Annotated in this window: 3 protein-coding genes; all 3 read right to left on the reverse strand. The window is 38.2% G+C overall.

Annotated features, from left to right (window positions below):
- The coding region (locus tag ABYK33_RS15805) for a secretin N-terminal domain-containing protein (protein ID WP_373034279.1) at nt 1–732 on the reverse strand (732 nt) is incomplete at its 3' end.
- A 26-nt stretch (nt 733–758) separates the two neighbouring features.
- A complete protein-coding gene (locus ABYK33_RS15810; protein WP_373034280.1) occupies nt 759–1,184 on the reverse strand; it encodes a hypothetical protein in 426 nt (141 codons plus the stop codon).
- Nucleotides 1,184–1,472 (reverse strand): type 4a pilus biogenesis protein PilO (gene pilO / locus ABYK33_RS15815; protein WP_373034281.1); only part of this gene is annotated, 289 nt, incomplete at its 5' end. The genes pilO and ABYK33_RS15810, both read right to left, overlap by 1 nt.

The following is a 1,472-nucleotide window of genomic DNA, read 5'->3' on the forward strand; positions in this document are numbered from 1 at the left end:
TATCAGAACCTGTTTCTGAACTTTTTCCTGGAGCATTTTCAAGTATGTATCGATACGTGCCTGCTGACGTCCAGTTGCAGAAATAGTGATCAGTCCTGCATTTCTGTTAATAATCGGTGCTTCAGCCTGATAGGCGTCCTCAGGACGGTTCAATACACGCTGAAGCTCAAGATCCAACTCTTCCCAGAATTTTACTTCATCAGTAGACTCAATTGAAATCCCTGATTTGTTAGACCCTCCGCTTTGCTGATTATTCGAGCCTGTTCCACCTGTAGTACCACCAGACATGCCAGACATTCCAGTTTGTGCTCCCTGTCCGATCTGCGAAGAAGTCGAACTTAACATGACATCAGTAGACCCCTGGCTTTTACGGGATGACAGTATATAATCGATGTTATAAGTAATCGTTTTAAGATATGAAATACGCAATATGTCATTGTCAATCGTGAAGTTAAGATTATTCTCAGTGAGCAAGATCTCTAAAACTTCATCAATTGTAAGGTTCTTGATATGCGTTTTATTGAGCTTTTTGTCCATTAGTTTTTCAGTTTCACTGTCCGCAACTACCAAGCTATATTCACAAGCAGTTGTCAATTGGTCAACATACTCACCGATCGTAGTACCTTTAGCAGAAGATATACTGAAAAGTTCATAAGTACAATCTGCCTGTAAAGAGGCGGCAAGAATTGCTGAAGCAGCAAGTGAGATAAGCTTTTTGTTTAAGTTCTTCATTTTCATTTTCCTTTTTTTACTTATAGTTAATTGACATTGAAGTCGATCTTGTCATTTGCATGGTTTTGAAAGAGTTTTAACTCTTTGCTCTTACTTGTAAGAAGTACCTCGTCAGTGGAAACTTTAGTAATGGTATATTGACGTATTCTATCACCCTCTTTATACCATTTACCATTGATCTTGACACTTTTATTGATTGCCGACTCAAGTTTGAGAGGCGGTAGTTTTACTTTCTTTTTGACAGCGTAGGTGGTCTTTTTACCATCTTTATCAGTCTTAACCAAAATAAACGGACTTTCGGTCTTGAGCACATCTGAGGCTAGGACACCTGTACGAGACGGTTTTATCTCTTCGATCTGTTTATTGATCTCTGTATGGTTTGGTGTTTCTGCATTTGCCAGCATGTACACTGGCAATAAAGAAACGATCGATACAATTAGTAGCGTTTTCATTAATAAGTAATCCCCCATACTGATAAGTTAAGGTCAAGGTTTAACTTTGTGGTCGCAGTTAGATCCATGTCATGTAAATCAACAACCAATTTGCTTTTTTCAATTGCATTAATAAAGTTAACCATGTTCTTGTATGTTGCTTCTGCTTGAATCTCAAGGTTTAGAACATGTCCGAACTTGGTCTTATCGGAGGCTAGCCTATTCGCAAAAAAGTTAAGTTGAACTTTGTATTTTTTCGCATTTTCTGCAATAGAGTCAATAAATGCACCCCATGTCTCTTGATCGTAA

Source organism: Sulfurovum sp., from assembly GCF_041562805.1.
GTDB lineage: Bacteria > Campylobacterota > Campylobacteria > Campylobacterales > Sulfurovaceae > Sulfurovum.